Here is a 12,723-nt window from a genome sequence, read left to right on the forward strand (position 1 = left end):
GTCAGGCCCGGGCGGGGAGCGCCACGATCAGGTCCACCTCCAGCAGCAGCCCCGGCATGAACAGCTTCGACACCTCCACGGTCGTGCTGGCCGGGGCGGTGCCGGTGATGTACTTGCGGCGCACCCGTCCGTACGCGATCCGGTCCGCCATGTCCGTCAGGTAGGTCCTGATGAACGCGACATCCTCGAACGTCGCCCCCTGGTCGGCCAGGATGCGGGAGATGACCTGGAAGACGTGCTCGGCCTGCGCCTCCATGGAGCCCTCGCCGACCACGTTCCCCTGCTCGTCGAAGGCCGCCTGGCCGGAGACGTAGAGCATGTCGCCGACGCGGACGGCGTGCGAGTAGAAGCCGTTCGTGGCGGGGATGGTGGCGAGGTTGAGCGGCACGGCCCGCCGCTCGCCAGGCCCCGCCACGTGCTCGGCGATGGCCGTCAGGTCGCGCTCGCCCAGCCCCGCCGCCCGCGCCTGCCCCAGCCTGGCCCGCGCCGCCGCGGCCATCGAGGCCCCCTCCCAGGCGCCCAGCTCCAGGTCCTTGGCCGCGTGCGCCAGCGAGTACCGGGTCTCGGCCGACGGCACCCGCAGCCGCTCGGCCAGCGCGCCCAGCGGGGTGCCCGACAGCACGTCGATCAGCGCGCCGCGGTCCACGCCGTGCGCCTCCCCGTACGCGAACGTCTCCGCCAGCAGCACCTGGGCGGGCACGAGCGCGCTCATGACGGCGAGCTTCATGGCCGCGCCGGACCCCAGCGGCCCCAACTCGAGCACCTGCCCGAACACCGACAACACCGCGCGGCACCCCGACACGTCCCCGCCGGCCAGCACGGTCAGCGTCCCCTCGGCGGCGGGCCCCACGCTGCCCAGCACGGGCGCGTCCACCAGCCCCACCGACTCCGGCAGCAGCCCGCGCAGCTCGCGCACCGCCTCCGGGCCGATCGTGGACATCTCCACCACCGTCGTCCCCGGCCGCAACCCCGGCAGCGCCGCCGCCAGCACCTCCCGCACGGCCGCCGGGTCGCTGAGCATCGTGATGACCAGCTCGGCGCCCGTCACCGCCTCGGCCACCGGAACCCCGGTCGCGCGCCGCCACGTCGTCACCTTGTGCCCGGCCGCCATCAGCCGCCGGGCCATCGGGACGCCCATGCGTCCCTGTCCGAGAAAAGTAATCACGCGCCCCAGTGAACCCGGATGCGAGACATTCCACCACCGACTAGATTGCATGCCAGCCATGCCTGACACGAATGCCTTTGACACCGCCACGCTCCGGCTCTTCGACGAGGTCGCCAGGAGCGGGTCGTTCACCGCTGCCGCCGAGTTGCTCGGCTACACGCAGTCGGCGGTCTCCCGCCGCGTCGCCGCGCTGGAGCGCGCCTCCGGAGGGCCGCTGTTCGAGCGCCTGGCCCGCGGCGTACGCCTGACGCCCGCCGGGGCGGCGCTGCACCGCCACGCCGTCGCCGTGCTCGACCGGCTCGACCGCGCGGGCGAGGAGCTGGCCGCCATCCACGGCGGGCGCGGCGGCACAATGCGGATCGGCGCGTTCGCCACGGCCAACGTCGATCTGGTGCCCGGCACGCTCAAGCGGTTCGCGCACCGGCATCCGGGTGTCGAGCTGCGGCTGACGGAGGGCCTCACGTCCCGGCTGCTGGACCGGCTGGGCGCCGGCGCGCTCGACGTGGCCGTGATCAGCGACTACCCGGCCGGGTTGCCCGCCGAGGGGGCGCGCACGGTGCTCCTGCGCGAGGACCGGCTGCTGGTCGCGCTGCCCGCCGGGCACCGCCTGTCCGCCGAGCCGGACGTGGACCTGCGCGACCTGGCCGGCGAGACCTGGATCGAGGCCGCCCCGCGCGGCCAGCCGACACTGCTGGTCACGGCGTGCGCGGCGGCCGGGTTCACGCCGCGCGGCGGGCTGCGGGTGGCGGAGTGGTCGGGCAAGTTCGGATTCGTCGCCGCCGGGCTCGGGGTGACGCTGGTGCCGGAGCTGGCGGCGCGGGCCGTACCGGCTGATCTGGTGCTCCGGCCGCTGCGCGGGATGGCCCCCGCGCGCAAGGTGTACGCGGCCCTTCCCGAGGCGCCACTGACCGCTGCGTTGGAGCTTGTCCAGATGCTGGGAGAATGGGAGGTGTGTACGACGGTTTCGCCTACTTAGGTCACCACCTCGCCACCGGCCTGCGTGACGTGACCTCCGACCTCGCCGCGCTCGACGGCGAGGGCTGGTGGGCCGTCGTCGTCGACTACGAGGGCAAGGTGACGTGCGCCCGGTTCGACCGGGTGCGCCGTTCGCCCCTGCCCGCACCCGCCGCCCCCTGGCACGGGCCCCATCCCGGCCAGTGGCGCAGCTCGCTCGACCGGGCCGCCTACGAGCGCGGCGTGCGCGCCATCCGCGACTACATCGAGCAGGGCGAGGTCTACCAGGCCAACCTCTGCCGGATCCTGGCCGCCCCCGTGCCCCACGACGCCGAGCCGCTGGCGCTGGCGGCCCGGCTGGCCGAGGGCAACCCGGCGCCCTACTCCGCGCTGGTCCAGGTCCCGGGGCTGAGCGTGGTGTCGGCCTCGCCGGAGCTCTACCTGTCGCGCGACGGCGACGTCGTGGAGTCCCGGCCCATCAAGGGCACCGGCGCGACCGCCGACGACCTCCTCGACAAGGACTACGCCGAGAACGTCATGATCGTCGACCTCGTCCGCAACGACCTCGGCCGGGTGGCGGCGGTCGGCTCGGTCGAGGTGCCGTCGTTGTGCGCGATCGAGGAGCACCCCGGGCTCGTCCACCTCGTCTCCACCGTCCGCGCCAAACTCGCCCCGGGGGCGGGCTGGCCGGAGCTCTTCGCGGCCACTTTCCCGCCCGGATCTGTCACGGGCGCGCCCAAGTCGTCGGCCCTGCGCATCATCAATGAGCTCGAAACCGCACCTCGGGGCCCGTACTGTGGGGCCGTGGGCTGGGTCGACGCCGACCGGCGAAGGGCGGCGCTGGCCGTAGGCATCAGGACATTCTGGATCTCGGCAGGCGAGATCCGGTTCGGCACGGGAGCGGGCATCACCTGGGGCAGCGACCCCGGGCGTGAATGGCTCGAGACCGAGCTCAAAGCAGCCAGGCTGATAGCGCTGGCATCCACAGGAGGAATCTGAATGAACATCCCTGTCTGGGTCAACGGGGAGTTGATCGACCCCGCGCAGGCCACGGTCTCCGTGTTCGACCACGGAGTGATGGTCGGCGACGGCGTCTTCGAGACCATCAAGATCGTGAACGGGAAGTCGTTCGCGCTCACCAGGCACCTCGACCGGCTCACGCTCTCCGCCCAGCGCATGGACCTGCCCGAACCCGACGTGGAGGCCATCGCCGACGGCATCGCCAAGCTCCTGGACGCCGCGCCCGCCTGGGAGCTGGGCCGCATCCGGGTCACCTACACCAGCGGCCCCGGCCCGCTCGGCTCCGACCGCGGCGACCAGGGCACCACCTCGATCGTCATCGTGGACGAGCAGAAGCCGTTCCCGGCCGCCGCCAACGTGACCGTCGTCCCGTGGCCGCGCAACGAGCGCGGCGCCCTGGCGGGCGTCAAGAGCACCTCGTACGGCGACAACGCCAAGGCCCTGCTGCACGCCAAGAAGCGCGGCGGCGGCGAGGCCATCTTCGGCAACCTCGCCGGCAACCTGTGCGAGGGCACCGGCTCCAACGTCTTCATCGTCCGCGACGGCCGCCTGCTCACCCCGACCCTGGCCTCCGGCTGCCTGGCCGGCGTCACCCGGGCCCTGGTGCTCGAATGGTGCGGCGGCGAGGAGACCGACGTTCCGCTCCAGGCGCTGTACGACGCCGAGGAGGCGTTCCTCACCTCCACCACCCGCGACATCCAGCCGATCAAGCTGGTGGACGACACCGAGCTCCCGGTCGCCCCCGGCCCGATCACCACGAAGGCCATGCGGATCTTCGCCGAGCGCTCCGCCACGGACCTCAACCCGTGAGCTGGTCTCGTTCCGCACGTTCCGCTTGATCGCAGGCCGCCCATCCCGTTCTCCGCCGAAGGTCCGCGCGGTCAGGCGTGGCGGCGTGCGGAACCCCGGGCCGGTCCCGGGCCTCACACCCGAACCTGCGAGGCGAACGCGGCAATCGGTCCGCTCCGCCCGGGCGATCCCGAGGCGGTGGGTGGGTTCCGCATCGCCGGCCGCCTGGGTCAGGGCGGGCAGGGCATCGTCTACCTGGGCGAGTCGCCGGACGGCGGGCGGGCCGCGGTAAAGGTGATGACGGGTGGCATCGACCGCGGCTTCGCCCGCGAGCCGGCCGCCGCCCGGAAGGTGGACGAGTTCTGCACGGTCCGCGTCCTCGTCGCGGACCTGGACCACGACCCGCCCTACGTGGCCGGCGAGTACATCGACGGCCCCGCCCTGGCGACGGCGGGGCCGGTGCGCGGCGCCGCCCTGACCAGGCTGGCGCTCGGCACCGTCACCGCCCTGGCCGCCATCCACCGGGCCGGGGTGGTGCACAGGGACTTCAAGCCGGGCAACGTGCTGCTGGGGCCCGACGGGCCACGAGTGATCGACTTCGGGATCGCCCGGCTGGTGGACGCCACCTCGACGCGGACGTACACCTCGGGGACGCCCCCGTACATGTCGCCCGAGCAGCTTTCCGGCGCGGAGGCGGGGCCCACCTCCGACCCGTTCGCCTGGGGCTCGACCATGACGTTCGCGGGCACGGGGCGGCCGCCGTTCGGATGGGACAGGCCTCCAGCGGCGCGCCGAGCCCCGCCGCCGGCTCCGAGCCGCCGGTGCTCCCGCCCGGACCCGACGGGCAGGAGATCACGATCGCGATGGAGAGCGCGATCACGGTGAAGCCGATGGCGGACCTCACCTTCCAGGGCGGCCTGACGGAGAGCTCCTTCGTCGCGACGGCCCGTGGCCGGGCGCGCTTCCAGCCGGACAGGGGCTACAGCCCGGGCGACTGCGACTTCGCCCTGAACGTCGATCCCGCCGACATGGAGAGCTTCGACCTGGTCATCCTGTCGCCCGACGACCGCTACGTGAACGGCAAGGTCGTGGGGGACAGCACCGATGTGGATATTCGCGACTATCTCGACATGATCACCGTCATGTCGGGCATCGGGGTCATCCTCGATCTCGTCGCCGGCACCACGGGCGTGAGCCGGGCCGGGCGCCGCTACGCCGGCGGACTGGTCGCCCCCAAGGCGCCGATCTCGATCAAGGAGCGGCTGGTGGACATGGCCGGCTGGAAGGCGAGCCGGCTGGCGGGCACCAGGCTCAACTGGCGGCTCGAACTCGACCGGGACAACCGCCCTCGTTCCTTCATGCTCTCCTGGCTGGTCTCGATGGCGGGCACCGAGATCGCCTCGAGTTACGAGACGACGTTCGCGAACTGGCGGGAGGGCCGAATCCCCGCACCCCGCTAGGCGTGTCCTATATTCGTCCTACATTTTCGCGGTTCCTCTCCAGCCCCGCGGAAAGCGGCGTTACGCTTCCCAGCAGAATCGCCCGAACCCGAAGTGAGTTCGATATGAGTGGGGATGGCGGCGCACCGGTGCCGCCGATTTCGAGAATGGGCGCGATCGTCACCGTGGAGCGCGTGCTCGCACGCACTCCGGCTCTCGTCGTCCTGCTGCCGATGATCCAGGCGTACGACGTCGGTTGCCTGCTGAACCTCGACGTCGTGGCCCGTAATGACGCCGCTCCGCGCGGCCTGGCGCTGCAGCTCGACGCGGCGTTCTCCGGAGAGGAGAGCACGTCGCTGCACGTCGCCCTGCGCTATCCGAACGGCCTCGAAGTCGCTTCCGGCGACGACCGTGACTGTGCGCCGCCCTGCCTTTCCTGGTTCCCCGGGGGCGTGCGCGGCGATGCGAGACTCACGCTTTACCAGATGCCACTGTGGCTGTTTCCGCTGCCGCCCGCCGCGGATCTTCTGCTCACCGTGGAATGGCCGTGGGCACGCATCGCGCCCACGGCCATCACGCTCGACGGCGCCGCCATCACGGGGGCGGCGGCGCGGTCGGCCTCACACTGGCCCGCGTAGGGCCGGTCAGTAGGACTTCTGGGTCTGGACGTTGAAGTCGTCCATCTTGACCTGCTTGGCCGGGTCGGTCAGCGGGTCGTCGATCTCCAGGACGTCCAGGCCCTCGGTCATGTCGCTGGAGTAGATGTAGCCGTTGTAGTAGTAGGCCGACCAGGTGCCCGCGATGCCGGCGCCCTCCTGCGGGCCGCGCTCGAAGAAGCCGATCTCCTTCGGGTTCGCCGAGTCGGTGAAGTCCCAGATCGACACCCCGCCCTGGTACCAGGACTGCACCATGATGTCCTTGCCCGGCACCGGGATCAGGGAGCCGTTGTGGGCCACGCAGTTCTCGTTCGGCTGCTGCTCCCTCGGGATCTTGAAGTAGCCGCGCCTCTCCAGCTTGCCGTCCACCAGCTCGTAGACGGCGTTCGCGCCCTTCGTGACCGGCGTGTTGCGGTCGCAGGTCGCCTGGCCGCCGCCGCCCAGCTCGTCGCCGAACACGACCTTCGTCCCGTCGTTGTTGAACGTCGCCGAGTGCCAGATCTGGAAGTTCTCGAGGTCCGTGAGCTGCTGGAGCACCTTCGGCTGGATCGGGTCGCTGATGTCGAGCAGCACGCCGTCGCCGAAGCAGGCGGCCGCGGCCAGCTTCTTCTCCGGGTAGGCGGTGATGTCGTGGCAGCCGGAGGCGAGCTCGGAGTGCTGGCGCTCGGGGAAGATATCCGGCTTCGCCACGATTTTTGCGGACTGAGGTGACTTCGTCGGGATTTCTACGATCTGGATGAGTTCGTGCGGTGCTGGGCAGGTCGCCGAGTCGGGCTCCGGGCCGGGCGAGGAGACGTACACGTAGAGCGTGTCCCCGTCGGGGACCATCGTGTGCGTGTGGGAGCCGCACTCGGTCTTGACGGCGCCGACGTACTGAGGGCTCTTCTTGTCGCTGACGTCGAAGATCCGCAGGCCCTCCCAGTCGCGGCCACCCTCGCCGGAGTCGCACTCCTCGCCGGCCTGCGGCTCGTCGATCGAGAGGACCAGCAGGTCCCCGTAGATCGTCACGTCGTTCTGTTGCGCCGGGCAGGACACCTGGCTGACCAGCTCGGGCTTGGTCGGGTCGCTGATGTCATAGATCGTGAAACCGCCGAAGTTCCCGACATAGGCGTAGTCGCCCTGGAAGGCCAGGTCGGTGTTGAAGGCGCCCTCCCCGTTGAACGGTGCCGTCCTCGGCATGTTGGCGACCTGCTTGACATTGTCGCTCATCATCACGTCGCCCGAGGGTGGCGCGGCGCGCGTGCCGGCTGGAGCGCTGGTCTCCTGCGGAGAGGTGGCGGGCGGCTGCTCCCCGGTGGCCGGCGACTCCGCGGCACACGCGGAAGCCAGCAGCAGCACCGTACACAACAACGCTCCGCGCAACTTGGCAGAGATCAACGCGCATTCCCCTTTGTCTCGTAGCTCACTATGGAAGCTATGTCAGCAGGTTCGCGGCCGCGTACGGTCTTCATCACAGTTATGGCGACATTTGCTCTTACAGCCTGCTCTCAGCAGCCCACCGAGCCCTCAGGGCCGTCGCCCGTGGGCACCGGGGCGCCGGTCATCGTGCCGGGCAGCCCGGGCGCAGCGGCCCGTACGGCGACGCCGGGGGAGCGGGTCGGCCGGCCGGCCGCCGCCACGGTGGCCTCGGACGTACGCTTCGCGGAGGGGATGATCCCGCATCACCGGCAGGCCCTGGAGATGACCTCCCTGGTGGAGGCGCGTACGACCACGGAGACCATCCGCGCGTTCGCCCGCCAGATCGCCGCCGCACAGACACCGGAGATCAAGGCCATGAGCGCCTGGCTGACCGAGCTGGGCCGCCCGATCCCGGCCGAGCACGCTCACGAGCAGGCGACCGGCTACGGGATGGCCACCCAGGAGGAGCTGAACGCCCTGCGCGCCGCCAGGGGAGGCGCCTTCGACCGCCTGTTCCTCCAGCTCATGATCAGGCACCACGAGGGCGCGGTGAAGATGGCGGGGGAGGAGCTGGCCGGTGGCCGGGACCAGCGCATGCGGATGATGGCCAAGGACGTCTATTCCGGCCAGAGCATCGAGATCGCCCGGATGCGCCAGGTCCTGGAGAAGCTCCCGGCGTAGGGCGGCGGGCCGGGGCCTTCCCCGGCACCCCCTGGAACGCCGCCGGGGAAGGCCCCGGCGACGGAACCTCCCCCTGCATGATCGCGTCCGGCCTCTTCTGGAGACTGCCGGACGGCTCGTGCGACTGCGCCGCTGCTAGGACGGCCAGAGCATGTTGGTCAACTCGGCGTCCAGATCCATGAAGTCTGTCTCCCGCCCCGCCGGCACCTTCTCGTAGGTCCGGTGGAGGAACTCGGTGAGCGGGGCCAGCGGTACTTCGAAGAGTGCTTGTCCGAACGGCGACGTGAGGCTGATGTGCAGCGTGCGTTCGCCGTCGGCGCGTGCGGGCCACACCTGCACGTCGCCGTCGCCGACACGCCTCACGATGCCTACTGTCAGCAGTTCGCGAGCAAAGATCCACTCGACCGGCTCGTCGTTCCCTACGTGGAAGGCCATGCGGATGGCGTACGGATCGTCGGCTGTGTAACTCAGTCCGGCGAGCAGGGGGACGGTAGTACGGTCGGGGACCACAAGCCGAAGGCCAAGCTCGGCGGAGACGGTGGTGCTGTTCATCGTCAGCCAAACCTTTTCGTCGTAGGTCCCCTCTTCGGGGCTTTCACTGCTCTGACGGACTTCGTCCTGAGCTATGACGCGGAACGAAGAAACCTGTAGGAAAGATTCCGCCTCCAGGGCCTTCTGTAACGCACATCACAGCTGGACATTTAGGCATCTACCAGGCTAAACGGCATCAATCGGGTCGTATTTACAAGGGTTTTGCGTGCTGTGGAGCCTGCCCCGGACGGGCCGTCCATGAACGTTTCTCGTCAAAAGATCGTGGCCGATACCTTCCGGGACACGACGATGGTATGCCACGGGCGTGCCGTGCCGATGGGCAACCGCCGCGTTTCACCCGAATCCCTCTGGCGGGCCCTCCCGGCGCTCCCATGATCGCCCCAGGCCTATTCGCTTCGCCAGCACCCCCCGGAGTGCGGTATGGTTTTCCCCGTCGGCACCGCGAGGTGCCGGCAGGGCGGGCGATTAGCTCAGCGGGAGAGCGCTTCGTTCACACCGAAGAGGTCACTGGTTCGATCCCAGTATCGCCCACCAGCTCAGAGGCCGCTTCCCAGTCGGGAAGCGGCCTTTTTGATCTTCTGGGTGTCTAAGTGCGTGACTAAGGCTCCCAGCTGTCCTTGAAGATCTCGTCCATGGCGATGGCTCCGTGCTGGAGAACGGGACGGATCTGCTTGCGGTAGACGAACGATCTCCGTGACGGCCGTGCTCTTGTGACCGACCAGCCGAGAGATCTCCTCCAAGGGAAGACCCTTGTCGGACAGGAGAGAGACGAAGCTGTGGCGTAGCTCCCGGGGCGTCCACTCCTTCGGGTTCACCCCTTCGGCGTTCTTGATCGCAGTGCGGAAGCCTCGCCGTACGTTGGCCGCGTCCAAGGGGGGCGCCGCTCGCTGTGGCGAACACGAGCTTCCCGGGAGACCAGTTAGTTCCCTGGGCCTCTACCTGCTATTCCGGGTCTTGGTGTCGCCGCCCGCTCTCACGGACCGCCACACCGCGACGTGTGGTGGCACGGGCGGGATGGCTTGCGAGTCGCCTACCAGGTCCATGTGGTCCCAGGTCAGGGCGCGCAGCTCCTCCGTGCGGGCTCCGGTGAGCAGCGAGACGACGACGTAGGCGTACATCCGGGAGTTCACCGCGGCCTTGAGCGCGGCGTCGGCCTGGGCGAAGGTCAGTGCTTTCGGCGGACGGCCCTCCGTGCCGGGAGCTCGTCTCGCCTGGGGAGTTCGCCGTCCTGCCGTGGCCTGCCCGCCCCAGATGCGGCGAAGACATCAGCGTCGACCACGCGTACGAGGTCATCGACGGCAAGGAGCCGGTGATCGTGGGCGCGGGCGTGCTCACCGAGATCCCGGCACAGGTGGTGGCCAAGCCCACCCTGTGCCGCTGCACCGGGGCCACGTGCACGGCAGGAGGTGCCGCGTGACCGCCCAGTGCCCCACCTGCCTTGGCAGGGGAGAGGTTCCCGACGCGAAGACGTGCGCCCTGCCGGGTTGCGGGCGAAAGTTCGTGGCAGGACGACGGTCGCGGCCGCAGTTATCCCCGGGCGGACGCGATCTACTGCTCGCGCTACTGCTCGCGGCCCCGCAAGCACGCCGCCACCATGCGCACCTACCGGTCCCGGAAAGCTGCGTGACCTCATAGTTCGGGCGGATCGGATCACTTTTCCCGATCCGCCCGAAAAATGAGCTGTGACGCGGCACGCTGATCGCTACGGTAGGAGACAGTTCGCGGGCCTTAGGGCGCGGGTCGAAGAACATCGGTTATCTCTTCGAAACAGATCGCGCCGGTGTTCATCTCCACATCCGTGTCTTCAGGTTCGTGAGCTGGTCAGGTGTGGTGCTGGCACGGGTCGAAGTCCTGTCGGTTATCCGCTGATAACGGGGTGGTCGCAGGTTCGAGTCCTGCCCGAGGCTTCGGCTTCGGTAGCTCAGATGGACAGAGCGCCTAAACGCCGGTGGGCGTCCCCATATCCGCGCCAGCTCCACACCTGATCGTTCGTCAGCCTTGCCGGTGGTGCGGGTCGAATCTGGTCGGTTATCTGATGGATGTGCAGGTTCGAATCCTGTCGGGTCGTCCGCGGCCCGTCGCCCAACGGCAGGGCAACCCGGTCGGTACGCCATATCCGTGCCGCTGGCAGGGCTGACGAACGCGAGGTAGGGGAGCGGGTCGAAGTCGTATCGGTTATCGGGCGCCGCCGACGTAGGTTCAAATCCTGCTGGCCTGAACTCTCAGGCCATCGTCTAGCGGCCAAGGACAGCGGCTTATACCGGTGGACACTCACACACATCCGCTCCCCTTTCGCATATCCGCTCCTCGGGCGGGTCGAACGGAAGGAGCGCATGGTGGTACGTGATCCCCTCGCGAACGTCTCGACGGTCGCGACCCCGCAGGGCCAGCCGATCCCCGGCCGTACCGACCAGGTGAAGAACGCCGCCGGCGGCTACGTGTTCGACAAGGACGTGTGGACCCGCCTGGAGGACTTCCTGATCCTGGGCACCACGGGCGGCACCTACTACGTCGGCGAGGACAAGCTGACCGCGGAGAACGCCGGTGTGCTGTTCCAGGCCATCAGCGAGGACGGGCCGCGCGTCGTGCAGCTGCTGACGGACATCTCGACGGCCCGCCCGCCGCGGGCACCGAAGCAGCGTCCGGCCCTGTTCGCTCTCGCCGCCTGCTACGCGAACGGCGACGCCGACACCCGTCAGGCCGCCAAGGCGGCGCTGGCCAAGGTGGCGCGTACGACCGACCACCTGGCGCAGTTCTTCGGCTACTACAAGAACCTGGGCGGCAAGCCGACGGCTCGCGGTATCTCGCCTACGGTGGGCCGGTCGCTGCGTACAGCGCTCGGCTCGTGGTTCCTGGCCGGCAGCGCGGACGATGTGGCGTTCAGGGCGTGCAAGGCCCGCCAGCGTAAGACGCCGCAAGGTGAGGCGTTCGACCTGCGGGACGTGCTGCGCATCGCCCACCCGAGCGCGGACGACGAGCAGCGCAGGACGCTGTTCGGCTGGATCGCCGGCAACGTGAGCGACGAGCAGGCCCGCGAGGCGCTGCCTGCGGTGGACCGGTTCCTGACTGCGAAGGCCGTCACCACGCCGGCCGAAGCGGTGCGGGTGGTTACCACGGCGAAGGTGCCGTGGGAGTTCCTGCCGGACTCGGTGCTGCGCGACCCCAGTGTGTGGGAGGCGCTGATCGAGACGGTCGGCATGACCGCTCTCATCCGGAACCTGGCTCGGATGACCAGGCTGGGCACGCTCAAGCCGATGGCGGAGGCGACCTCGCGCGCTGTAGCGCGGCTCACCGACCGGGAGGCGATCCTGCGCGCCCGCATCCACCCCATGGACGCGTGGCTGGCCATGCGCGTCTACAAGGCTGGTGTGGCGCAGCCGAACCCTCGCGCCGACCGGCAGACCTGGCACCCCGTCCCGGCGATCCCGGACGCGCTGGAGGAGACGTACGAGCTCGCCTTCGGCACCGTCGAACCGTCCGGGAAGCGGCTCCTCGTCGCGGTGGACTCGTCCGGGTCGATGAGCTGGGGCGGCGGCGTCCAGGTCGGTGGTTCGCCGATCGGGTCGCCGTACGAGGTCGGCAACGCCATGGCGGTCATGCTCGCCCGGATCGAGAAGGGCAACGTGCACGTCATCGACGTCGACACCTCCGTGCACGCGTCGAAGGTGACCCCGCGCACCAACCTGCGCGAGATCGCCTCCTGGCGGCCGTCCGGCGGCGGCACCGACCTGTCGCTGCCGTTCGCGTGGGCGCGCGACCAGCGGATGGAGGTGGACGGCATCGTCGTTTTCACCGACAACGAGACGTGGGCCGGGCGCTCCCACCCGACCCAGGCCCTCGACGCCTACCGGCGCTCGGTCAACCCGGACGCCCGGGTGGTCGTCGCCGCGATGACGGCTGCCGGGCACTCGATCGGCGACCCGAAGGATGGCGGTGTTCTGAACGTGGCCGGCCTGGACGCTTCGCTACCGCTCATTGTCAACGGATTCGTGCGCTGACCTGAGCAAGAGGTCGTAACGCGACCAACGGTTCGATTCTGCGTCACGCTGGTCCCGCGGACTTGTGCCCC

14 protein-coding genes and 1 tRNA gene are annotated in these 12,723 nt (G+C 69.7%); 10 read left to right on the plus strand and 5 right to left on the minus strand.

What is annotated here, in order from left to right; genetic code table 11:
- Nucleotide 1: 1 nt before the first annotated feature.
- Nucleotides 2-1,225, minus strand: coding sequence for a Rid family hydrolase (locus AB0J69_RS13035; protein ID WP_364116360.1), 1,224 nt, complete (start codon nt 1,223-1,225; stop codon nt 2-4).
- Between AB0J69_RS13035 and AB0J69_RS13040 the strand changes: the two genes are divergently transcribed.
- The 6 genes from AB0J69_RS13040 to AB0J69_RS13065 all read left to right on the plus strand — a co-directional run bounded on the left by AB0J69_RS13040 (nt 1,224) and on the right by AB0J69_RS13065 (nt 6,005).
- The gene (locus AB0J69_RS13040; protein WP_364116363.1) at nt 1,224-2,141 is read left to right on the plus strand and encodes a LysR family transcriptional regulator; all 918 of its coding nucleotides are present in this window, start codon (nt 1,224-1,226) and stop codon (nt 2,139-2,141) included. The two genes, AB0J69_RS13035 and AB0J69_RS13040, sit on opposite strands and share 2 nt — an antisense overlap.
- Nucleotides 2,108-3,118: a chorismate-binding protein gene (locus AB0J69_RS13045; RefSeq protein WP_364116366.1), complete on the plus strand. Its 1,011-nt coding sequence runs from the start codon at nt 2,108-2,110 to the stop codon at nt 3,116-3,118. Before AB0J69_RS13040 ends, AB0J69_RS13045 begins: the two co-directional genes overlap by 34 nt.
- On the plus strand, nt 3,119-3,949 hold the full coding sequence (locus tag AB0J69_RS13050; protein WP_364116368.1) for an aminotransferase class IV: 831 nt from the start codon (nt 3,119-3,121) through the stop codon (nt 3,947-3,949).
- A 177-nt stretch (nt 3,950-4,126) separates the two neighbouring features.
- Complete coding sequence (locus tag AB0J69_RS13055) at nt 4,127-4,813, plus strand: serine/threonine-protein kinase (RefSeq protein ID WP_364116370.1); 687 nt, start codon at nt 4,127-4,129, stop codon at nt 4,811-4,813.
- The gene (locus tag AB0J69_RS13060) at nt 4,792-5,388 is read left to right on the plus strand and encodes a hypothetical protein (RefSeq protein ID WP_364116371.1); all 597 of its coding nucleotides are present in this window, start codon (nt 4,792-4,794) and stop codon (nt 5,386-5,388) included. Before AB0J69_RS13055 ends, AB0J69_RS13060 begins: the two co-directional genes overlap by 22 nt.
- Nucleotides 5,389-5,534: 146 nt before the next feature.
- A complete protein-coding gene (locus AB0J69_RS13065) occupies nt 5,535-6,005 on the plus strand; it encodes a hypothetical protein (protein ID WP_364116373.1) in 471 nt (156 codons plus the stop codon).
- Between the two features lie 6 nt (nt 6,006-6,011).
- On the opposite strand, the gene AB0J69_RS13070 is transcribed toward AB0J69_RS13065, so the two are convergent.
- Entirely contained in the window at nt 6,012-7,400 is a 1,389-nt protein-coding gene (locus AB0J69_RS13070) for a hypothetical protein (protein WP_364116375.1), read from the minus strand.
- Between the two features lie 144 nt (nt 7,401-7,544).
- Here AB0J69_RS13070 and AB0J69_RS13075 point away from each other — a divergent pair, with 144 nt between their 5' ends.
- A complete protein-coding gene (locus AB0J69_RS13075) occupies nt 7,545-8,102 on the plus strand; it encodes a DUF305 domain-containing protein (protein ID WP_364116377.1) in 558 nt (185 codons plus the stop codon).
- Nucleotides 8,103-8,237: 135 nt separating this feature from the next.
- Here AB0J69_RS13075 and AB0J69_RS13080 read toward each other — a convergent pair whose 3' ends face one another.
- Complete coding sequence (locus AB0J69_RS13080; RefSeq protein ID WP_020547189.1) at nt 8,238-8,654, minus strand: SsgA family sporulation/cell division regulator; 417 nt, start codon at nt 8,652-8,654, stop codon at nt 8,238-8,240.
- A 459-nt stretch (nt 8,655-9,113) separates the two neighbouring features.
- Between AB0J69_RS13080 and AB0J69_RS13085 the strand changes: the two genes are divergently transcribed.
- Nucleotides 9,114-9,188, plus strand: a tRNA-Val gene (locus AB0J69_RS13085).
- 2 nt (nt 9,189-9,190) lie between these two features.
- Here AB0J69_RS13085 and AB0J69_RS13090 read toward each other — a convergent pair.
- Nucleotides 9,191-9,526: a tyrosine-type recombinase/integrase gene (locus AB0J69_RS13090; protein ID WP_364116379.1), complete on the minus strand. Its 336-nt coding sequence runs from the start codon at nt 9,524-9,526 to the stop codon at nt 9,191-9,193.
- Nucleotides 9,527-9,589: 63 nt separating this feature from the next.
- Entirely contained in the window at nt 9,590-9,784 is a 195-nt protein-coding gene (locus AB0J69_RS13095; RefSeq protein WP_364116381.1) for a hypothetical protein, read from the minus strand.
- 38 nt (nt 9,785-9,822) lie between these two features.
- Between AB0J69_RS13095 and AB0J69_RS13100 the strand changes: the two genes are divergently transcribed.
- A complete protein-coding gene (locus AB0J69_RS13100; protein ID WP_364116383.1) occupies nt 9,823-10,071 on the plus strand; it encodes a hypothetical protein in 249 nt (82 codons plus the stop codon).
- A 916-nt stretch (nt 10,072-10,987) separates the two neighbouring features.
- Nucleotides 10,988-12,652, plus strand: a complete 1,665-nt coding sequence (locus AB0J69_RS13105; protein ID WP_364116385.1) for a TROVE domain-containing protein — start codon at nt 10,988-10,990, stop codon at nt 12,650-12,652.
- The last annotated feature ends 71 nt before the right edge of the window (nt 12,653-12,723 follow it).

The sequence above is a fragment of the Nonomuraea sp. NPDC049709 genome (assembly GCF_040674815.1).
GTDB lineage: Bacteria > Actinomycetota > Actinomycetes > Streptosporangiales > Streptosporangiaceae > Nonomuraea.